The sequence below is a fragment of the Nocardioides fonticola genome (assembly GCF_039536805.1).
GTDB classification, from domain to species: Bacteria; Actinomycetota; Actinomycetes; order Propionibacteriales; family Nocardioidaceae; genus Nocardioides; species Nocardioides fonticola.
In genome coordinates this window covers 395688-415804 of record NZ_BAAAZH010000012.1, presented here as the reverse complement: position 1 = coordinate 415804, position 20117 = coordinate 395688, and the positions used below count along the sequence as shown (strand labels likewise).

Below are 20117 nucleotides of genomic sequence, written 5' to 3'. Positions count from 1 at the left end.
AAGGCGGCCGTGGAGCGGAGCGGGCCGTCGAGCGCCGACAACGCCGGCAGGGCGCTGGTATCGCGGCGCTCAGCCGATGGAACTCATGACGTGCTTGATTCTGGTGTAGTCCTCCAGCCCGTACATGGAGAGGTCCTTGCCGTAGCCGGAGTGCTTGAACCCGCCGTGCGGCATCTCGGAGACGAACGGGATGTGGGTGTTGATCCAGACGACGCCGAAGTCGAGGCGCGCCGACATCCGCATGGCGCGGGCGTGGTCGGCGGTCCAGACGCTCGAGGAGAGCCCGTACTGGACGCCGTTGGCGAACCGGAGCGCCTCGGCCTCGTCGGCGAAGGTCTGCACGGTCATGACGGGGCCGAAGATCTCGGTCTGGATCTGCTCGTCGTCCTGACGCAACCCCGAGAGCACGGTGGGCGCGTAGAAGTAGCCGGCGTCGCCGACCCGGGTGCCGCCGGTGCGCACCTCGGCGTGGTCGGGCAGCCGGTCGACCATGCCGGCGACCCGGGCGAGCTGGTCGGCGTTGTTGAGCGGGCCGTAGTAGGTGTCCTCGTCGTCGGGCATGCCGGTCTTGAGCGCGGCTGCGGCCTCGGCGAGGGCGGCGACGAACTCGTCGTGCACGCCGTCGGCGACCAGCACGCGGGTGGCGGCGGTGCAGTCCTGGCCGGCGTTGAACAGCCCGGCCTCGGCGATCGAGGTGGCGGCGCCGGCGAGGTCGGCGTCGTCGAAGACGATGACCGGCGCCTTGCCGCCGAGCTCGAGGTGCACCCGCTTGAGGTCGGTCGCCGCGGCGCCGGCGACCTCCATGCCGGCGCGCACCGAGCCGGTGATGGCGACCATCTGCGGGGTCGGGTGGGAGACCAGCGCACGGCCGGTGTCGCGGTCGCCGCAGACGACGTTGAGGACGCCGGGCGGCAGGAACTCCTGGGCGATCTCGGCCAGGAGGGTGGAGCTGGCCGGGGTGGTGTCGCTGGGCTTGAGCACCACGGTGTTGCCGGCGGCGATGGCCGGGGCGACCTTCCAGATCATCATGAGCAGCGGGTAGTTCCACGGCGTGACCTGGCCGACGACGCCGATGGGCTCGCGGCGGATGAAGGAGGTCATGTCGGTCATGTACTCGCCGGCCGCACGACCCTCCATCACCCGGCAGGCGCCGGCGAAGAAGCGGAAGTGGTCGGAGGCGTAGGGCATCTCCTCCGACATGGTCAGCGCCAGGGGCTTGCCGGTGTCGCGGCACTCGACGGCGTTGAGCTCCTCGGCGCGCGCGTCGATCGCGTCGGCGAGTCGCAGCAGCGCGGTGGCGCGCTCCTTCGGCGTCGTCCGGCCCCAGGTCTCGAACGCCCGGTCGGCGGCGGCGTAGGCCCGGTCGACGTCCTCCTGCCCCGACATCGGCGCCTGCGCGTAGACCGCGCCGGTGGTCGGGTCGATCACGTCGTAGGTCGCACCGGAGGCCGACGGCACCAGGCGGCCGTCGACGACGTTGGAGAAGGTCTGGTCAGCCATGGCGCGAGCGTAATCAGCAGGACGCACGGCGTCCATGGACGGACCACTGATTTCGCAATGGATTCACATGACTGCAACGAAATCCTTCGTCACGGACTGGACTCGACAGCGGTTCACCGCGCACCATGGAGTCATGGCTCATGACCATCAGCGCCAGCAGACCGCCGCCAAGGACCACCTGTGGATGCACTTCACCCGCCACGGGTCCTACGAGCACGGCGACGTGCCCGTCATCGTGCGCGGCGAGGGCGCCTACATCTGGGACGCCGCCGGCAAGCGCTACCTCGACGGCCTGGCCGGGCTCTTCGTCAACCAGCTCGGCCACGGCCGGGCCGACCTCGCCGAGGCCGGCGCCGCCCAGGCCCGCGAGATGGCGTTCCACCCGCTGTGGTCCTACGCCCACCCCGCGGCCATCGAGCTCGCCGAGACGCTGGCCGACCTCGCGCCCGGCGACCTCAACCGGGTCTTCTTCACCACCGGCGGCGGCGAGGCCGTCGAATCGGCGTGGAAGCTGGCCAAGAACTACTTCAAGCTCACCGGCAAGCCGATGAAGCACAAGGTCATCAGCCGGGCGATCGCCTACCACGGCACCACCCACGGCGCCCTGTCGATCACCGGTCTGCCGGGCCTGAAGGCCCAGTTCGAGCCGCTCGTGCCCTCGACCTTCCGGGTGCCGAACACCAACATCTACCGGGCCCCGATCCACGGCGACGATCCCGAGGCGTTCGGCCGCTGGGCCGCCGACCAGATCGCGGTCGCCATCGAGAACGAGGGCCCCGAGACCGTGGCGGCCGTGTTCCTCGAGCCCGTGCAGAACGCCGGCGGATGCTTCCCGCCGCCCCCGGGCTACTGGCAGCGGGTGCGCGAGATCTGCGACGAGTACGACGTCCTGCTGGTCTCCGACGAGGTGATCTGCGCCTACGGCCGGCTCGGCACGATGTTCGGCGCGGAGCGCTACGACTACCAGCCCGACATCATCACCAGCGCCAAGGGGCTCACCTCGGGCTACAGCCCGCTCGGCGCGATGATCACCACCGACCGGCTCATGGAGCCGTTCCTGCACGGCACCGACTTCTTCGCGCACGGCTACACCTTCGGCGGCCACCCGGTCTCCTGCGCGGTGGCGCTGAAGAACCTGGAGATCTTCCGCACCGAGAAGGTGCTCGAGCACGTGCAGCACCAGGAGCCCGCCTTCCGCGCCACCCTGGAGAAGCTGCTCGACCTGCCGATCGTCGGCGACGTCCGCGGCGCCGGGTACTTCTACGGCATCGAGCTGGTGAAGGACAAGGCGACCAAGGAGTCCTTCAGCGCCGAGGAGTCCGAGCGGATCCTCTACGGATTCGTCTCCAAGGCGCTCTTCGCCGAGGGCCTCTACTGCCGCGCCGACGACCGGGGCGACCCGGTCATCCAGCTGGCGCCGCCGCTCATCTGCGGCCAGGAGCAGTTCGACGAGATGGAGCAGATCATCCGCGTGGTGCTGGAGAAGGCCGCCACGATGTTCTGAGCCGCCGGGGCGGCGACGGAGGCACATGGGGTGCTCCGCCGCCGTCCGGCGGGACGGCTGCGGATCCTCGAGCGATCCTGCGCAGGCGGGTCAGCCCGCGGTGCGCTCGGCGTAGGCCGTGGCGGCGGCGTAGACCTCGTCGACGTAGGCCTGGGAGTGGTTGTAGGAGAAGATCGCCCGGGCCCACCCGTCGCCGGTGCCGAGGTCGTAGCCGTCGGCGCACAGGTAGCGGGCGGTGGTGGCGGCGGCGTCGTCGATGTCCTGCGGGTCGGCCACCCCGTCACCGTCGCCGTCGGTGGCGAAGCGGTCCCAGGAGGAGCGCAGGAACTGCATCGGGCCGACCGCGTGCTCCCACTGGGCGTCGCCATGCCAGGCCTGCGACTCCGGGGTCGAGCGGATGCGGGCGAAGCCGTGGGTGCCGTCGAGCGCGGGCCCGATGATCGGCGGAGTGGGCCGCCCGTCCTCCCCCAGGGTGCGGCCGTCGATCGTGCCGTGGTGGGACTCGACCCAGCCGATGCCGGCCAGCGTCGTCCACCCCACCTCGCAGCCCCCGACGTCGCTCACCTGGGCGGTCGCGTAGGCGCGCATCGCCGGCAGCGGGATGCCCGCACTCGCGGCCGTGCGCTCCAGCCAGGCCTCGTCGACCACCGAGCGGCCCCGGGTCGCGGTGCGCGAGACCTCGCCGCCCCGCGACCCGACCGCCACCGGCGGCGGGGCCGCGACGTAGTCGGCAGCCGGGGTGAGGTCGAGCGCCGGGCGCGGGGCGTAGAGCAGGGAGAGCCCGTAGGCGATCGCCGACACCGTGAGCAGCGCCCCCACGAACACCGTGACGGTACGCGGGCTGAGCCACCCCTGGTAAGGACGGCGGCTGCGGCGTCGACGGCGGGTGGGCGGCACGCTCAGCCGAACCGGCCGTGCACGTAGTCGCTGGTGCGCTGGTCCTGGGGGTTCTCGAACATCGCGCGGGTCTCACCGTGCTCGACGATGACACCCGGCTGACCGTGGGCGGCCAGGAAGAAGGCGCACTCGGAGGACACGCGCGCCGCCTGCTGCATGTTGTGCGTGACGATCACGATGGTCACCTCCTGGGCCAATTCCAGCATGGTCTCCTCGATCACGCGCGTCGAGGTCGGGTCGAGGGCCGAGCACGGCTCGTCCATGAGGAGCACGCGCGGCTTGATCGCCAGCGACCGCGCGATGCACAGACGCTGCTGCTGGCCGCCCGAGAGTCCGCCGCCGGGGGCGTCGAGACGGTCCTTGACCTCGGTCCACAGGCCGCCCTTGCGCAGGCAGGACTCGACGAGCTCGTCCTTGGTGGACCGGTCGGCTTTGGTGCCGGTGAGCTTGAGACCGGCGAGCACGTTCTCGCGGATGGACATCGCGGGGAACGGGTTGGGCTTCTGGAAGACCATGCCGATGCTGCGCCGAGCGTCGATGAGGCGCTTGGCGGGGTCGTAGATGTCCTCGCCGTCGAGCAGCACCTCGCCGGCCAGCTGGGCCGAGGGCACCAGCTCGTGCATGCGGTTGAGGATGCGCAGGAAGGTCGACTTGCCGCAGCCGGACGGACCGATGAGGGCGGTGATGCCGCCGGCGGGCATGGTGAGCGAGACCCGGTCGAGCACCTTGCGGTCGCCGAACCACGCGGTGATGTCGCGCGCCTGGAGCTCGGCGAGACCGGTCGCGCCGGAGCCGGCGGGCACGGGCGGGAGGGTGGTGGTGACGTCGGCGGTCATGCTCGGTCCGTTTCTGCTGGTGGTGCTGCGGGTGGTCTATCGGTGGTGCGGGTGATGCTGTGGTGCGGGTGATGCTGTGGTGCGGGTGATGCTGTGGGGCGGGTGATGCTGTGGGGCGGCCCCGCCCCGGCCGGATCGCGGCCGGGGCGGGGCCCTCCTCAGTGGGGCTGGGTCACTTCTTGGTGACCTTGACGACGACCTTCTTGGTCGCGCCCGCCACCGCGTCGTCACCGGAGTAGGTGATGACGAAGGTGGTCTTCTTGGTGATCTTGCCGAGGCTCAGCTTGACCTTGCCGCCGGCGAGGGTGCCGGTGGCGACGGTCTTGGAGCCGACCTTCACGGTGACCTTGCCGGTCGGGACGGCGTCGGTGTCGACGCCCGCCACGGTGACGGTGCCGGTGACCTTCTTGCCGGCCTTCACCGAGGCCGGGAACGCCGTGGTGAGCTTCGAGCCGGCGACGACGACGCCGGTGACGTCGTCCGAGGAGCTCTGGAACGCCGCGGCGGAGTCCGGGGTGAAGGTGGCGGTGTAGGTGTGCTCGCCGGGGGTCGCCTCGAAGGTCGCGACGGCCTGGCCCGAGGAGAGCGGGACGGCGGCGGCGACGATCGTGCTGCCCTCGGTGAAGGTGACGGTGCCCGACGGCGAGTTGGCCGCGGTGACGGCAGCGGTCAGCGTGACCTCGCCGGCCTTGGTGGAGGCGAAGGACAGGTCGGTGGTGGTGGCCACGGACTGGTTGGTCGTGTAGTTGGTGACCGCCTGCTGGGTGACCTCACCGCACACGCCGCCGCCGGCCGAGGTCGCCATCTGCTCGAGGCCGCCGGCCTTGATCAGGTCCTTGGCGGCGTTGGAGCAGAGGTAGCCGTTCGGGCCGAAGAACGCCTGGACGTCGGCGTTGCCCTGGGTACCGCCGCGGACGACGTTGTAGACGGCGCGCTTGAAGATGAAGGTGCCGTCCTCGTAGCGCAGGGTGGTGCCGAGGAGCTCGCCGCGGCCCTTGGAGAACGGCGCGATCGCGTTCGGGTCGCCCTTGATGAGGGTGTCGTCGTGCTCCTGCGCCTCCTTGACGTTGGCGCCGAGGGTGACCGCGACACCGCCGTTGGCGGCGGTGAGCTGGGAGACGAAGAAGCTGCGGGTGCCCGAACCGGCCTGCGGGATGTAGGGCTGGATGACGCCGTCCTTGCCACCGACCTGCGACCAGTTGGTGACGTCGCCCTTGTAGATCGAGACGACCTGCTCCTTGGTGAGCGAGGTCGGCGCGTTGGAGGCCACGTTGTTCGAGACCGCCATCACCAGGGTGTCGACGGCGAACGGGAACTGCTGGAGACCGGCCGAGATCTCGGTGCTGCTCAGGGTCGAGGAGGACCGGGCGAAGTCGACGTCGGCGTTGTTGCCCGAGCCGTAGAGGAGCGCCTTGCCGGCACCCGAGCCGTTCGGGCGGTTGATCGCGCCGCTCGGCAGGGTGATCTGGCCACCGCCGGTGGCGGCGAACGAGGCGACCTTGAAGCCGGTGGCGGTGGCGTTGTAGCCCTCGGCCGCCTTGTGCATCGAGATCTGGGTGGTGTCGGAGCCGACACCGATCAGGTCGCTGGCGACGGGGGTGAAGGACGGGTCGTCGGCCTCGGCAGCGTGGGCCGGGGCGGCGACGAACGCGAGGGCGGAGCCGGCGAGGGCGGCGGCCGCCACGTGGGCACCCAGCCGGTACCGACGGGTCATGCTGTGGGTCATCTCGAACTTCGCTTCCTAGAGGTGGGTGTGGCGAGGTGCGGCTGGGTTCACATGAGGTTCGGCAGCAGCCGCGCGGCCACGTCGGTCGTGGCCCAGGACAGGGCGATGACCACAGGAAGGGTCACCACCCAGACCAGCGCTGCGGAGTAGCGCTGGCGGGCGGCGACGACGCCGAGCGTCGTCGCCAGGAGCAGGGCCAGGCACAGCGCCAGGAGCGGGAGACCGCTCGTGTCGTGGGCCATGACCTGCTCCGACTCGGGGAGCACCGTGGGCAGTCCCGCCGGCGCCGGGAAGCCCTTGGCGGCTTCGGCGTCGACGTAGACGGCCCGGTCGGGCGTCAGCGACGACAGCGAGCCGGAGCCCTCCGCCGTCACCAGGGTCAGCCGGGCCGCGGTGGCGGCGCGCGGCTGGGGATAGGGGTCGCCGGCACGGCGGATGTCGAGCACCTTGAACTCGACCGTGCCCTGGCCGGTGACCGCCTCGATCGTGTCGCCGGGCTTCAGCGCGGTGATGTCGGCGAACGGCGCGCCGTAGGTGGCAGCCCGGCCCATCACGACCGACGTGCCGACCTGGCCCGGCAGCACCGTGGTGCGCTGGTGGCCGGGGCCGAGCTGGGTGTCGCCGGACGCGGTGCCCTCGACGACGACCTGCTCGAGGCCGATCGCGGGGATGCGCAGCAGCGCGACCGGCGAGTCGACCTCCGAGACCGGCCCAAGGGACGCCGTCCCGCTCGCCACCGCGGTGCGGAACTCCCGGTAGAGGAGATCCTGGGCACGGCTCTGGGAGAGGTCGGAGAAGAACAGCAGCTGCGCGACTGCCCACAGGCAGACCACGGCGATCATCGTGAACGCCGAGGAGAGCACGAACGCGGGCTCCTCCGACGGGCTGACCGGACGCGGCCGCGACGTGAGCCGCTCGAGCACGCGGTCGCGCAGGCGCACGACCGACTGGCCTAAGCGGCCGCTCCCCCGCCGACGCGGCTCGGGAGCCGGCGGCGGCGTGACCTGCGGGTCGAGGGTCGGGGCGCTCACGCGGCGGCTCCCGGCGAGTGCGGACGGGCGGGCTGCATGAAGAACCGGACGCCGCTGGCGACGGCGACGCCGAGCAGACCGATGATGAGCAGGCTCGGCAGCAGGCCGCTGGCCATCCGCGAGCTCACCTCGGTGGTGTCGGGCATCGTCACCGGCGCGGCCGACCCGCTCGGCGAGGACGACGGCGCCGCGCTGGGGTCGGTGCTGGGCGAGTCGCCACCGGGCGTGGTGGGCACACCGCCGCCGGTGCTCACGCCGCCGGTGCTGGTGCCGCCGTTCCCGGAGTCGCCGCCGGAACCGTCCGAGCCGCCGTCGGAGCCGTCACCCTTCTGCGCGAGCACAGCGGCTGCGGCCTTCTGCGCCGTGGCGTAGAGCGCCGCGGTCGGACCGGACGAGCGGATCGGGAGGAAGCCGCCGGGGAGCTCACCGTTCCCGGAGCCCGGGCGCTGGCCCTCGGTGGTGGAGATCTTGATGAACTGCGCGACCTTGGCGGCGTCCTCGGCCTTGGCGCCGGAGGTCTTCGACGCCGTGTAGACGACCATCGTGCCGGGGTAGGCCGAGGAGGACTTCTTGACGTCGGCCTGGTCGAGCACGTAGGGGCTGAGCGAGCCGGACTTCTGCTTCATCAGCTTCACGGCCGAGCCCAGCGAGCTCTCCGACGGCGCGACGTAGTCGCCGTCCTTGGTCTGAAGAGCGGCGGTGCGCAGACCGTAGCGGGCGGCGTCACCGAGGCTGACCACACCCAGCATGAAGCGGGAGCCGAAGTTCTGCCGGTCGATGCGACCCAGCTTGTAGAGCTGGGTGGACTGGTCGAAGTCGCAACGCGTCTGAACGTTCGGCCACCCGTCGAGCAGGGCGGCGGAGACCTTGGCGAGGGTCGTGACGGGAGCGGCGATCTGGTTGAAGTAGACCGCCGGGTTCGCCTCGCGGCAGGTGTTCGACGTGGTCGGGATGTACTCGTCGAGCTGCGGCCAGGACTCCACGGGGAGCGAGATGCCCTTGTACGACGGGTTGACGACCATGCCCCACGGGTCGGGCTTGCCGTCGATGAACGCCATGGCGTCCTTGTCGTGGGCGATGTAGTCGGTGATCTGCTTGATCACGTCGGAGTCGTTGGACAGCGAGAGGACGGTCGCGCCGGCCTCCTGGCTGATCTGGCTCAGGCCCGGGTTGAGCTTGATGAACTCCGGATCGTTCATGATGCCGAGCGGGTTCGACCCGATGCCCGGGTGACCGCGGCCGGGGTCGGAGCCCAGATAGCTCTGGGTGTAGAGCTTGGCGAGCAGGCGGGCGTTGAGCCGCAGCTTGGTGAACTCGCCGGCGTTGTCGGGCTTGTCGATGACGTAGCCCACAGCGAAGCCGGTGACGGCGGTCGGGGCGTAGGCCACCGAGGCACCGACGGCGTCCCGTTCGGAGGAGACCTCGGCCGCCGCACCCTCGCCGGAGAGCATCAGGTTGAAGCCGGCGGCGTCGGACATCTGGTTGAGCTGGAACTTGAAGCGGTCCTTGCGCAGGCAGTACGCCGGCGCCCACTGGAGCCCGGCCTGGGCGAGCAGCTCGGAGCCGTAGAAGCCGGTCGGGGCGCGCGGGTCGAGCACGTCGCAGGTGCTCGGCGGCAGACCGAAGGTGATCGGGATGGTGAAGCGGTTGCGCCAGTTCGACTCCGACCACCACAGCGACGGGCCGACGGCCTGGTCGATGCCGTCACCGGCGAAGTTGCTCGAGCCCGGCGCGAACCGACCGCCCTTGCGGCACGCCTGGTCAGCCACCGTCGGCGGGGACGCCGGCTTGTCACAGCTCAGACCCTGGATCGGGATGACGACCACGGAGCAGGCGACCTTGTCGGAGCAGCCGAGGGACTCGTTCTCGACGTCGCTGCGCACCTCGAACTGCACCGAGCCCGACCCGTCGGTGTCGGTGTAGGCGGCGAGCTCGGCGGGCGGGAAGGCGGCGCCGACCGCCGCCTCGGGCGGCATGTTGGAGGCGTCGCAGGCCGGGTAGGTCTTGGCGTCCGACCCGATGCCGACGAACGGCGTCAGGTGGGTGTTGTAGCCCGCGACGTCGGCGGTCGGGCACGTGTCGGACGACGGGAAGGGGTCGAGACCCGAGAGCCGCTGGCGGTCGGCGTCGTCGGCGTGGAGGTCCTTCTGCCAGATCGCCTCGTTGTCGGAGCGGGCGATCTGCGAGCGCTCGGCGACGGAGGTGGTGAAGCAGGTGGACGGCGAGAGCTGCTTGGCCGCCGGGAGCGATGGGTCGTCGGTGCCGCGGCACTGGAGGATGACGACCGGGTACTCCTGGTTGAGGCCGTTCTCGCCGTAGGGGTTGACCGCGCGGCCTGCGCTCGGGTGTGCACCCGACCAGCTGATCAGGATGCGCTGACGGCCGCGGAGGTTCTCGGTCTGGTCGGCGGTGACCGTGACCTTGTTGCTCGGGAAGGAGTAGGTCGACCCGTCGGCGTTCACGAACTGCCGGGTGAGGGTCTTCGTCTCACTGAACGCGGGCTTGCCCGATCCGGCGCGCCCGGCCTGCGTGCCCGCCTGCGCGGGCGAGACCGCCAGGACGACCCCGGCGAGCAGCAGAGCCGTCAGGCTGACGACGAGCGGGCGCCGGTCGCGTCCGGCCAGGTAGGCGCGCAGCCGCGCCACGAGGTTCGTCATCGTCAGACACCACCCGTCGGACGACGACGCAGGGCAGCGACGTAGAGGCCGGGGATCAGGACGAGGCCGATGAGCAGGAAGCCCGAGAGCCAGCCGAACGCCTTCTTGTCTCCGGGGCGGTCGGCCGAGAGCACGGTGCTCGGATCGGCGTAGACCTCACCACCGCCGGTCGTGCTCGAGACGGGGGTGATCGCCTCGCCGGTGACCGGGTCGATGGCGGCCGGCGCGTTGCCGCTGCCGCCTCCCGTCGTGCCGGTGCCGCCACCTGTGGTCGGATCGCCTGAGCCCGTGCCGCCCGTGCCGCCGGTGCTCCCGTTGCCGCCGGTGCCGCCGCTGCCGCCGTCGGTCGAGGGCGTGTTGGTACCGGTGGCCGTGCCGCACGGGCCGGCGCCCTGCTTGTCGCAGGCGGCGGGCTGGGGCGCGATCTGCGCGAGCTTGTTGTTGTTCGGGTCCTTGCCGTCGAAGGTCGGGTTGTTGCAGCTGCGCACGTCGCGGTCGGTGAGGTCGACCGCGGGATCGGCCTTCTTGAGCAGGGCGATCTGGGAGAAGCCCTCCTTGACGAGGTTCAGCGTCAGCGGCGAGTAGCCGTAGGGTCCGGCCTTCGTCTGGCCCGCACACAGGGAGTAGTAGAGGAAGTCCGCGAGGGTCTGGCGCTTCGCCGTCGTCATGCGCGGGTCGTTCGCCCCGGTCGGGATGATCATGTACGAGTACGACGAGATCGGGTACGCGCGCGGGTCGGGGTTGACGTAGACCTGGCTGAGGTTCTGCGTCTTGTCCTTGTTGAAGGTCGCCTTGGTCAGCGCCACCGCGGTGTTGTACTGCGTCGGCTCGACGTAGTAGCCGGCCTTGTTGAGCACCTTGACGACCGGGTAGTCCTTGTTCACCGGGTAGGAGTACTCGACGTAGCCGATGGTGCCGTTGCCGTAGGACGACGACACGAAGTTCATGACCTGGTCCGAACCGGCCTGACTGACCATGCGGGTGCCGGGCTTCTTCGGGTAGTACGACGTCAGGCCGGCCTTGCCGAAGTACGGCCGCCAGATGCTCGGATACTGGCTGTCCATCCACGTCGTGAGCTGCGCGGTGGTGCCGGAGCCGTCGGAACGGACGACCGGGGTGATCGGCAGACTCGGGAACTTCCGGCCGTTGTTGTCCTTCGAGATCGCCGGGTCGTCCCAGTTGGTGATCTGGTTGGTGAAGATCTTGGCGAGCGTCTCCCCCGACAGGCGCAGGTTGCGCACCAGGTCGTTGCCGACCTTGAGCTGGTAGGTGAAGGCGGTGCCACCGGCGACGATCGGCAGGTAGGCGAAGGCGCGACCGTTGGAGGTGTCGGCGTTGCCCTGCTCGTCGACGCCCTGGTAGGGGATCTCGGAGATCGCGAAGTCGGTGGAGCCCTGGGCGAAGTCCTTGCGGCCCTTCGAGGAGCCGCCGCCGGTGTAGACGACCTTGATGCCGTTGGCGTCGACGTCGGCGATCCACTGCTGGACGATCAGCTCCGACCAGGTGGAGCCGGTGCCCTCGATCTGGGCGTAGGCGACGGCGTTGGCCGCGCCGGGCAGCGAGCCGACGCAGCCCAGGGCGACCAGGATGGCGCTGAGGCAGCGGACGACGACGGAGAGTCTGCGGTTCACCGGGTTTCCTCGGAGTCGGAGCGGGTGTGGCGGTAGGTGGAGTCGTTCTCGTCGGCGGCCTGCACGGGGCCGATCTCGACGAGCGGGTCGCCGCGGCGCAGGTCCCAGCCCCGGGCGGGCACGAGCCGACGCAGCGGGCTCTTGCGGGTCTTGGTCCGCGGCGGACGGGCCAGGAGCCGGGCGATCACGAACAGGAACAGCACGAGCATCAGCAGCACGGTGGCCGCACCGAACGCACGCGTGATGGCCTGGGGCTCGCCCGAGCGGACGGTGGAGTAGATGAACAGCGGCAGCGAGTTCATCGCGCCCGAAACAGGGTCCTTGACCATGAAGCTGGCGGCACCGGAGGTCAGGAGCACGGGGCTGGTCTCGCCGACACCGCGAGCGACACCGAGGATCACGGCGGTCGCCAGCCCCGGACGGGCAGTCGGCAGGACGACGTGCCACACCGTCTTCCAACGGCTCGCACCCAGCGCGAGGCTGGCCTCACGCAGACCACCCGGGACGACGCGCAGCACGACATCGGCCGCGCGGGCGACGATCGGCAGCATCATCACGGTGATCGCCAGGGCGGCGGCGAGACCGGACTTCGGTCCGCCGAGGGCGATGACGAAGACCGTGTAGACGAACAGGCCGGCCACGATCGAGGGCAGTGCGGTCATCGCCTCCACGATGGTGCGCACGATACGGGCGAAGCGCCCACCGACCTCGGTCATGAACACCGCGGTGCCGATACCCAGCGGGAGTGTGACGATCAGAGCCAGACCCAGCTCGATGAGGGAGCCGGTGATCGCGTGCAGAATGCCGCCGCGGTCGAAGGGATCCTTGGGGCCGACACCCGCCATGTCGGAGGTGAAGAAGTTGAGGTGGGTCAACGGCTCGTAGCCGCGGATCACGACGAAGACGATCACGCTGACGAGGGCCGCGCCGACGGTCAGCGCCCCGCCGACGATGACGGAGGCCGCGAGCCGGTCCTTCATCTCGATGACCCCGCCGTTCATCGCGCCGATGAGGGCCGTGGCGAGCAGTCCGCTCAGGAAGTAGACCACCACCACATAGCCCGGGGCTCCCATCGGGAGCAGGCGCTGGGTGATGACCCAGGTCAGACCCACGGCGGCGAACCAGGCGCCGGCCAGCTGGAAGCGCTCCTCCGAGGTGGGCTTGCCGAGGCGGGCACGCGGCACCGGGGGCGGGGCGTCGTCGTCTGTGATCGGCAGGTGGGTCCGCGGCACGACGGCCTCGGCGGGCTCTTCCGCCGCGGAACCGGTGGTCGGGACGACGGGCTCGACGGCGGTCATCAGGCGTCCGTCCCGGCGCCGGAGCGGCTGCGGTTGACGATGATGGCGGCCAACGTGTTGATCACCAGCGTGATGAGGAACAGCACGAAGCCCGCAGCGAGCAGCGCGGAGAGCTGGGAGGTGTTGGCCTCGCCGAAACGGCCTGCGATGAGCGAGCTGACCGTGGAATTGCCGATCTCGAGGAGATTCGGCTTGATCTCGAAGGTCGGCGAGAGGATGAGGACGACGGCGATGGTCTCGCCGAGCGCGCGACCCAGGCCGAGCATGGTGCCGCCGATGATGCCGCCACGACCGAAGGGCAGCACGACGTTGCGGATCATGCCCCAGCGGGTGGCGCCCAGAGCGAGGGCCGCCTCCTTCTCTCCCACCGGAGTCTGGGAGAAGACCTGGCGCATGACGGCGCAGGCCATCGGCAGCACCATCATCGCCACCGCGATGCCGGCGCAGAAGGCGCTCGAGACGTAGCGGCTCTGGTCGATGACGGCGGCGTTCGGGTCGGAGCCGCGCACGTCGAAGAGCGGGATCCAGCCGAAGTGCGCTTGCATCCACACGGCGAAGTCGCCGGCGTGCGGCATCACCAGCAGGTAGCCCCACAGGCCGTAGACGATGGAGGGAACCGCCGCCATCAGGTCGACCATCGCCACCAGTGTCGGCTTGAGCCGTGCCGGCGCGTACTCGCTGATGAACAGAGCGGTGAGCAGGGAGAGCGGGAACGCGAACGTCATCGCGACAAGCGCCACCGAGAACGTGCCGACCAACACGGCGGCGATGCCGACCGTGTTGGTGTCGGGCTGCCAGACCTGGGTGGTGAAGAAGCTCCAGCCGTACGTCTGGAAGGTCGGCTTGGCCTGGTAGCCCAGGAAGAGCCCGACGCCGCCGGTGATCACGAGCATCGAGGCGCCGATGACGCGGGCCGACTGCTCGAACACGGCATCGACGCCCGTCGCCTTGCGGGAGAGCCGGCGAGGGCGCACGGATTCAGCGTCGAGGCGCTGGTCGTCACGCAGAGGGAGGGTGGTCAATCCGGGCCGTTCCGATGTCGCATCCACCAGGTCCGCGGGCGGCACCTGTGCCTCCGGCGGGTGCCGGATGCGCCGTAACTATGGGGAGCGCGCCGGAACGGATCGGTGCGCGGCAGGTGAACGGACGGCGAACGCCTCCGCGTGCTTCGGCGAACTCGGCAGCGACGTGGATCACGCGTAGCCCGAAGGGGCTACGCCGCCTGATCCGACCGGATCCCCGGCATGGCCCGGGGTGGGAACGAATCGCTGAACCCCTGGTGAACACAGGGATTCCGGGCCGATCGCGACCTCGCGGTCGGGCAGGACGATCCGGCCGCGGACGTTGCGGCACCAGCACCGACGCGGAAGGGCCGGAGACCCCCGACAAGCACGGACGCCGACCCCGCACGAGGCGGGATCGGCGTCCGGTGGGGGTCGGCGGCGTCAGCTGCGACGTTGCAGGCGCCGCAGGAGGAACGGCGGCACCAGCACCGTGAGGGCGAGCATGAGTGCCGCGATCCAGGCCGTCGCCTTCATCTGACCCGACCGGCTGCCCGTGACCTCCACGACCTGGCCCGGGGTGCCGGAGGCCAGCGTGGTGCCGTCGGTCGTGGTCGTCGTGCCGCCCGCCCCGGTGAGCGGATCGGCCGCGGCCGGCGCCGTGCCGCCGCCGGTCAGGGCATCGCCCGTGCCGCCGCCGGTCGTCGCGGTGCCGCCGCCGGTGGTGGTGCCACCGGACGTCGTCGTCCCGCCGCTGCCGGTCGAGCCACCGGAGCCGCCACCGGAGTTGGTGGTGGTGCAGTCGGCGCCGAGCTTGTCGCACTTGTTCGGCTGCGGAGCGGACTTGAGGATGTTGAGCGCGGGGTTGTTGCAATCGTCGATCGAGGGCGGGTTGACGTGGCCCGGGATCCGCAGCACCTGCTTGAAGCCGGCCTCGACCAGGTTCTTCGGCAACGGCGAGTAGCCGAGGATGTCGGCCTTCTGCTGTCCGGCGCAGAGGAAGTAGTTGACGAAGGTCGAGAGCGTCTTGCCCTTGTCGGCGTTGAACGGCGGGTCGGTCGTGATCGGCGCGACCATGTAGGAGTAGCTCGACATCGGGTAGGCGCGGGGGTCGGGGTTGTTGTAGACGCCCTTGAGGTTCTGCACGAGCGTCTTCGGGTCGACGGTCGCGCCGGTGAGGGCGACGGCCACGTTGCCGGCGTTGGGCTGGGCGAAGTAGCCGCCCTTGTTGAGCAGCGAGGCGACGGGGAAGTCGATGCGCTTGGCGTAGGCGTACTCGACGTAGCCGATCGCGCCGGCGCCGTAGGAGGCCGAGACGTAGTTCGCGACGCCGTTGGAGCCCACCTGCGCCTTGGAGTTGCCGAAGGCCGGGTAGAACGACACGCTCGGGCAGGAGCTGCCCGAGAGCTTCAGCTTCGAGCGGATGAAGGGGCAGTAGATGTCCGGCGTCTGGTCGATCATGTACTTCGTGAACTGCGCCGAGGCGCCGGCGCCGTCCGAGCGCACGACCGGGATGATCGGGATGTCGGGCAGCTTCTTGCCGTAGTCCTTCTCGATCGCCGGGTCGCTCCACCGCGTGATCTCGCCGGTGAAGATCTTGGCGAGCGTCGGCCCCGACAGGCGCAGGTCGCGCACGCGCTGACCACCGACGGTCAGGTTGTACATGAACGAGGTGCCGCCGGCGACGATCGGGATGTAGGCGTACGGGCGGTCGGGGATCTCCGCCTGCTGCCCGGGCTCGGGCGGGTTCTGGAACGGGATCTCGGTGTTGGCGAAGTCGACCGTGCCCTGGATGTACTGCGAACGGCCGTCGGTGGAGCCCGTACCGGCGAAGTTCACGACGACGCCGCTGGCGCGCACGTCGGCGCGCCAGGCGTCGACCGCCACCTGGCTCCAGGTGGAGCCGGCGCCGGAGATCGGCACGTAGTCGGCGGCGTAGGACGGCGACACGGGCGCGACCCCGAGGGCGACGAGGGCCAGCGCGCTGCCGCCGAGCACGGCGCGGGCCAGACGGGCCCGCCAGGTGCGCTCGCCGGCGGCGGAGGGACGGGGACGGCGGATCATGCTGCGGCTCCTTCGGAGTCGGTACGGGCGGCCTCGGCGAAGCGGGCGTTGAGCCGGCGCTGCTTGCGCGGGCTGGTGCGGCCCAGCGGGCGGCCGCCGATGATGCGGGCCAGGGAGAAGAAGAGGACGACGAGGAACAGCAGCACCACACCGGCGCCGAAGGCCCGCTGCAGCGCCACGTCGAAGGGCAGGCGCATCTGGGTGAAGATGAACAGCGGCAGCGAGAGCTGAGGGCCGTGGAACGGGTCGGCGTTCATCTCGCTGGTGTTGCCGGCCACGAGCAGCACCGGCGAGGTCTCGCCGATGACGCGGGCGACGCCGAGCAGGACGGCGGTCACCAGACCCGGCCGGGCCGTCGGCAGGACGACGCGGCGCACCGTCTGCCACTGCGAGGTGCCCAGCGCCAGCGAGGCCTCGCGCAGACCGTTCGGCACCAGTCGGAGCACGACCTCGGCCGTGGTGCACACGACCGGGATCATGCTCACGCACAGGGCGAGCGAGGCCGCGAAGCCCGAGCGCTCGCCGCCGAGCTGGATGATGAGCAGCGAGTAGATGAACAGGCCGGCGACGATCGTCGGCACCGCGCTCATGGTCTCCACGACGCGGCGGACGACGTTGGCGATGCGCCCGCCCACCTCGGAGAGGTAGACCGCGGTCATGAGGCCCAGCGGCACGCTGATGAGCACCGAGATGAGCACCTGCTGCCCGGTGCCCACCATCGCGGCGAGGATGCCGCCCTGGTCGAGCTGGGCCTCCGGGCCGATGTAGGCGGTGGTCTCGGAGTAGAAGTTCGGGTGGCCCAGGGCGTCCTTGCCCCGCACGAACGTGAAGACCACGATGCCGGCCAGGGTGACGACGAGCAGCAGGCCGCAGGTGGTGACGATCGCGGCGACCACCCGGTCGATCACGCCCTGCCGGTCGAGCGTGGTCGCGCTGACGGCGGCGAGCATCACGAGGAAGACGCCGTACCAGACCAGCCAGAACCCGATCGTGCCGCTGACGGTGATGAGGTTCTCGTAGATGAGCCACGTCAGCGCCAGTGATCCGAGGAGCGAGGTCGCCACGTGGCTGACGACCTCGGGGGTGATGCCGCCGGTGCGCACCCGCGGGCGGGTGTCGGTCGACGGCGGCGGCGCCAGCCGCGGGTCGGTCACCGCACGGGGCGGTGCGACGGAGGACGGTGCGAGTGCCATGACGATCAGATCTCCGTGGCCGCACCCGAGCGCGAGCGTCGCACGACGACGCCGGCCAGGGTGTTGATGATCAGGGTGAAGAAGAACAGCACCAGGCCGGCGCCGAGGAGGCCGGCCAGGCCGATGCCGTTGCTCTCGGAGTACCGCGAGGCGATGTGGGCGGCGATGGTGTTCGTGCCGCTCTGCAACGGGTGCGTGGTGAGGGTGAAGTCGGGGGCGATGATCGAGTAGACGACGATCGTCTCGCCGAGCGCCCGGCCGAGGCCGAGCATGATGCCGCCGACGATGCCGCTGCGACCGAACGGGATGACGACCGTGCGGATCATCCCCCACCGGGTCGCGCCGAGGGCGATGGCGCCCTCCCGCTCCCCCTGCGGTGCCTGCGCGAAGACCTCGCGCATGATCGAGCAGACCGTCGGCACCACGACGACGCCGGTGGCGATGCCCGCGATGAAGGCCGAGGAGGTGTAGCTGGACGGCGAGTCCGGAGTCTTCACCGACAGGAACGGCAGGATCCCGCCGAAGTGGACGGCGATCCACTGCGCGACGCCGAGCAGCTGCTCCTGGAGGAAGATGAAGGCCCACAGCGCGTAGATGATCGCGGGCACCGCGGCCATGAGGTCGACCAGCGTGACGAGCGGCTTCTTGATGGCCGCCGGCGCGTACTCGCTGATGAACAGGGCCGCGCCGAAGCCGATCGGCACCGCCACGACGAGCGCGAAGAGACCGACGAGCACCGTTCCCCACAGCAGCGAGGCGATCCCGAAGGTGCCGGACTCCGGCAGCCAGTCGGTGGTGGTGAGGAAGCCGAAGCCCTGCTGCTCCAGCGCCGGCCACGCGCCGATGAACAGGAAGATGCCGATGAGGGCCATGACCACGAGCGTGGAGATCGCGGCGCCGCGCACGGCGGCCACGAACGTGACGTCCTGACGGGTCGGACGCACGACCAGCGTGCGCCGCGCCCGCTCGGCCCCGACGAGCAGGGCAGGGTCGACGGTGCTCATCCGAAGCGGCCGTTCACGTAGTCGTTGGTGCGCTGGTCCTGGGGCCGCTCGAAGATGTCCTCGGTCGGGCCCTGCTCGACGATGTGGCCGGGGCGGCCCTCGGCGGCGAGGAAGAACGCGCAGTGGTCGGAGACCCGGTGCGCCTGCTGCATGTTGTGGGTGACGATCACGACCGTCACCTCGCCGGCGATCTGCCGGATGGTCTCCTCGACGCGTCGCGTCGAGGTGGGGTCGAGGGCCGAGCAGGGCTCGTCCATCAGCAGGACGTCGGGGTTCACCGCGAGCGCGCGGGCGATGCACAGACGCTGCTGCTGACCACCCGAGAGCGAGGCACCGGGGCTGGCCAGACGCGTCTTGACCTCCTCCCACAGGCCGGCGGAGCGCAGGCTCTGCTCGACCAGGCCGTCGGTCTCGGCGTTGGGACGGCGCGGCTTCTTGCCGGTGAGCGAGAGACCGGCGAGCACGTTGTCGTAGATCGACATCGTCGGGAAGGGGTTGGCCTTCTGGAAGACCATGCCGATCCGGCGTCGGCTCTCGATCGGTCGCAGCGCCGGATCGTAGATGTCCTGGCCCTCGAGCAGCACCTCGCCGGCCAGGCTGGCGCCCGGCACGAGCTCGTGCATGCGGTTGAGGATGCGCAGGAACGTCGACTTGCCGCAGCCCGAGGGGCCGATGAGGGCGGTGACGGCGCCGGGCGCCATCACCAGGTCGACGTCCTCGAGGACCTGGTGGTCGCCGAACCAGGCGCTGATCCGGCGCGCCTCGAGGCCCGCGGGGATGCGGGACGGCGCGACGGGGATCGTGGTGGTCGGGTCGTTCGTCTGGGTGGTCTGGGTCATCGGAGTGCCTCTCACAAGGTGTTGGGCAGCAGGAAGGCGAGGTTGGTGTAGACGTTCCACAGCAGCGCGATCAGCACCGGGACGGCGCCGATCCACAGCGCGCGTCCGGGCACCTTCGTCGCCGCCCACGTCACGGTCAGGGCCACCAGGAGGAGCAGCTGGCTCCACAGCAGCAGGGCCACGAGGTGACCGGAGCTGCCCTCCCCCGGGGCATCGGCGGCCACGGTGGCGGTGCCGGTGGCCTTGGGCTGGGCCTCGCCCTGCAGGACGCCGGAGACCGTCAGCGTGCGGTTGGGCGTGATCGCGGGGTCGGAGGTCACGAGGGTCAGCCGGGAGTCGACCTTGCGGATCTGGGTCGGCGCAGCGTCGCTGGTGCGCACGAGGTCGACGACGTAGGTGAACTCCCCCTGGCCGGTGGTCACCTCGATGCGATCGCCGGGCTCGAGGCGGTCGAGGTCGGCGAAGGGCGCGCCGAAGGTGGCACGACGGCCGACGATCACCGACAGCCCCGCCTGGCCGGGAAGCGAGGAGTCGTGCCGCAGACCCGGGCCGACCGCCGTCTGCTCCGAGGCGCTGCCCTCGAGGAAGACCTGCTCGACGCCGATCTTCGGGATCTCCAGGATGCCCAGCGGGGTGCCGGTCGGGATCGCGCCGCTGACGGGCACCGTCGCCTCGCCGAGGGACTTCGTCAGCTGGCTGTAGAGCACGTCCTGTTCGCGGGAGGCCTTCAGCTTGGAGGCACCGAGCAGGAACCCGCCGAAGGCGAGGATGAGCAGCGTCAGCCCGATCAGGGAGGCCGCGATCAGGTTCGCCATCGTCGGCTCGAAGCGCGGCAGCCGACGGGGCGGCCGCGGCTCGGCGCGCCGACGTGAGGTGCGCCCACCCGAGGCGGGCTCCGGGGCGTCGCCCGGCCCGCCGCGTCGGGTCGGTCGGGAG

General features: G+C 70.7%; 15 protein-coding genes. 1 reads left to right on the top strand and 14 read right to left on the bottom strand.

All coding sequences use genetic code 11. The features are described from left to right. Window positions 1–69: 69 nt before the first annotated feature. Window positions 70–1500, bottom strand: coding sequence for a gamma-aminobutyraldehyde dehydrogenase (locus ABD671_RS09505; RefSeq protein ID WP_344733084.1), 1431 nt, complete (start codon window positions 1498–1500; stop codon window positions 70–72). A gap of 133 nt (window positions 1501–1633) precedes the next feature. Here ABD671_RS09505 and ABD671_RS09500 point away from each other — a divergent pair, with 133 nt between their 5' ends. Then, window positions 1634–3004, top strand: a complete 1371-nt coding sequence (locus ABD671_RS09500) for an aspartate aminotransferase family protein (protein ID WP_344733083.1) — start codon at window positions 1634–1636, stop codon at window positions 3002–3004. A gap of 90 nt (window positions 3005–3094) precedes the next feature. Here ABD671_RS09500 and ABD671_RS09495 read toward each other — a convergent pair whose 3' ends face one another. The 13 genes from ABD671_RS09495 to ABD671_RS09435 form a co-directional block, all read right to left on the bottom strand. Beyond that, on the bottom strand, window positions 3095–3901 hold the full coding sequence (locus tag ABD671_RS09495; protein WP_344733082.1) for a lytic transglycosylase domain-containing protein: 807 nt from the start codon (window positions 3899–3901) through the stop codon (window positions 3095–3097). A 2-nt stretch (window positions 3902–3903) separates the two neighbouring features. Then, window positions 3904–4737 (bottom strand): phosphate ABC transporter ATP-binding protein, encoded by an 834-nt coding sequence (locus ABD671_RS09490; protein ID WP_344733081.1) that lies wholly within the window; start codon window positions 4735–4737, stop codon window positions 3904–3906. A gap of 172 nt (window positions 4738–4909) precedes the next feature. After that, entirely contained in the window at window positions 4910–6451 is a 1542-nt protein-coding gene (locus ABD671_RS09485) for a substrate-binding domain-containing protein (protein ID WP_344733080.1), read from the bottom strand. Between the two features lie 59 nt (window positions 6452–6510). Further along, the gene (locus tag ABD671_RS09480) at window positions 6511–7494 is read right to left on the bottom strand and encodes a sortase (RefSeq protein WP_344733079.1); all 984 of its coding nucleotides are present in this window, start codon (window positions 7492–7494) and stop codon (window positions 6511–6513) included. Continuing rightward, window positions 7491–10151, bottom strand: coding sequence for a hypothetical protein (locus tag ABD671_RS09475; protein WP_344733078.1), 2661 nt, complete (start codon window positions 10149–10151; stop codon window positions 7491–7493). Before ABD671_RS09475 ends, ABD671_RS09480 begins: the two co-directional genes overlap by 4 nt. Window positions 10152–10153: 2 nt before the next feature. Further along, on the bottom strand, window positions 10154–11782 hold the full coding sequence (locus tag ABD671_RS09470; RefSeq protein WP_344733077.1) for a substrate-binding domain-containing protein: 1629 nt from the start codon (window positions 11780–11782) through the stop codon (window positions 10154–10156). Continuing rightward, window positions 11779–13080: a phosphate ABC transporter permease PstA gene (gene pstA / locus ABD671_RS09465; protein WP_344733076.1), complete on the bottom strand. Its 1302-nt coding sequence runs from the start codon at window positions 13078–13080 to the stop codon at window positions 11779–11781. The genes ABD671_RS09470 and pstA (ABD671_RS09465) overlap by 4 nt, the downstream gene beginning before the upstream one ends. Beyond that, complete coding sequence (pstC, locus tag ABD671_RS09460) at window positions 13080–14054, bottom strand: phosphate ABC transporter permease subunit PstC (protein WP_344733075.1); 975 nt, start codon at window positions 14052–14054, stop codon at window positions 13080–13082. The genes pstA (ABD671_RS09465) and pstC (ABD671_RS09460) overlap by 1 nt, the downstream gene beginning before the upstream one ends. 471 nt (window positions 14055–14525) lie before the next feature. Then, on the bottom strand, window positions 14526–16145 hold the full coding sequence (locus ABD671_RS09455) for a phosphate ABC transporter substrate-binding protein PstS (protein ID WP_344733074.1): 1620 nt from the start codon (window positions 16143–16145) through the stop codon (window positions 14526–14528). Continuing rightward, window positions 16142–17338 (bottom strand): phosphate ABC transporter permease PstA, encoded by a 1197-nt coding sequence (pstA, locus tag ABD671_RS09450; RefSeq protein ID WP_344733073.1) that lies wholly within the window; start codon window positions 17336–17338, stop codon window positions 16142–16144. The genes ABD671_RS09455 and pstA (ABD671_RS09450) overlap by 4 nt, the downstream gene beginning before the upstream one ends. Before the next feature lie 5 nt (window positions 17339–17343). Continuing rightward, window positions 17344–18342, bottom strand: coding sequence for a phosphate ABC transporter permease subunit PstC (gene pstC / locus ABD671_RS09445; RefSeq protein WP_344733072.1), 999 nt, complete (start codon window positions 18340–18342; stop codon window positions 17344–17346). Continuing rightward, on the bottom strand, window positions 18339–19121 hold the full coding sequence (locus ABD671_RS09440; protein ID WP_425574906.1) for a phosphate ABC transporter ATP-binding protein: 783 nt from the start codon (window positions 19119–19121) through the stop codon (window positions 18339–18341). The genes pstC (ABD671_RS09445) and ABD671_RS09440 overlap by 4 nt, the downstream gene beginning before the upstream one ends. Window positions 19122–19192: 71 nt before the next feature. After that, window positions 19193–19996 (bottom strand): sortase, encoded by an 804-nt coding sequence (locus tag ABD671_RS09435; RefSeq protein ID WP_344733070.1) that lies wholly within the window; start codon window positions 19994–19996, stop codon window positions 19193–19195. Window positions 19997–20117: the final 121 nt, after the last annotated feature.

Excerpts from the sequence above, each read along its gene's own strand:
- ABD671_RS09505 (WP_344733084.1), bottom strand. The coding sequence starts at position 1,500 with ATGGCTGACCAGACCTTCTCCAACGTCGTCGACGGCCGCCTGGTGCCG.
- ABD671_RS09500 (WP_344733083.1), top strand. The coding sequence starts at position 1,634 with ATGGCTCATGACCATCAGCGCCAGCAGACCGCCGCCAAGGACCACCTG.
- ABD671_RS09490 (WP_344733081.1), bottom strand. The coding sequence starts at position 4,737 with ATGACCGCCGACGTCACCACCACCCTCCCGCCCGTGCCCGCCGGCTCC.
- ABD671_RS09485 (WP_344733080.1), bottom strand. The coding sequence starts at position 6,451 with ATGACCCGTCGGTACCGGCTGGGTGCCCACGTGGCGGCCGCCGCCCTC.
- ABD671_RS09475 (WP_344733078.1), bottom strand. The coding sequence starts at position 10,151 with ATGACGAACCTCGTGGCGCGGCTGCGCGCCTACCTGGCCGGACGCGAC.
- pstA (WP_344733076.1), bottom strand. The coding sequence starts at position 13,080 with ATGACCGCCGTCGAGCCCGTCGTCCCGACCACCGGTTCCGCGGCGGAA.
- ABD671_RS09455 (WP_344733074.1), bottom strand. The coding sequence starts at position 16,145 with ATGATCCGCCGTCCCCGTCCCTCCGCCGCCGGCGAGCGCACCTGGCGG.
- pstA (WP_344733073.1), bottom strand. The coding sequence starts at position 17,338 with ATGGCACTCGCACCGTCCTCCGTCGCACCGCCCCGTGCGGTGACCGAC.
- pstC (WP_344733072.1), bottom strand. The coding sequence starts at position 18,342 with ATGAGCACCGTCGACCCTGCCCTGCTCGTCGGGGCCGAGCGGGCGCGG.
- ABD671_RS09435 (WP_344733070.1), bottom strand. The coding sequence starts at position 19,996 with ATGGCGAACCTGATCGCGGCCTCCCTGATCGGGCTGACGCTGCTCATC.